This is a genomic window from Variovorax sp. dw_954 (assembly GCF_018449755.1).
In the GTDB taxonomy this organism is placed as follows: Bacteria; Pseudomonadota; Gammaproteobacteria; order Burkholderiales; family Burkholderiaceae_C; genus Variovorax.
Genome location: NZ_JAAVVD010000135.1, coordinates 1 through 221, shown reverse-complemented (window position 1 = coordinate 221; position 221 = coordinate 1). Strand labels below are relative to the sequence as shown.

Genomic DNA, 221 nt, shown 5'->3' with positions numbered 1-221 from the left:
TCGCTCGACACGCTGGTGCCCGACAACCCGAACAAGCCCTACGACATGAAGGAGCTGATCGTGAAGGTGGTCGACGACGGCGACTTCTTCGAGCTGCAGCCTGATTACGCCAAGAACATCGTGATCGGCTTCGCCCGCATGGAAGGCCAGAGCATCGGCATCGTGGCCAACCAGCCGCTGGTGCTGGCCGGCTGCCTGGACATCAAGTCCTCGATCAAGGC

General features: G+C 61.5%; 1 protein-coding gene. It reads left to right on the top strand.

The window, feature by feature from the left end:
* Positions 1-221, top strand: a 221-nt coding sequence (locus tag HB681_RS37860) for a carboxyl transferase domain-containing protein (protein ID WP_275946444.1), incomplete at both ends; no start/stop codon positions are given.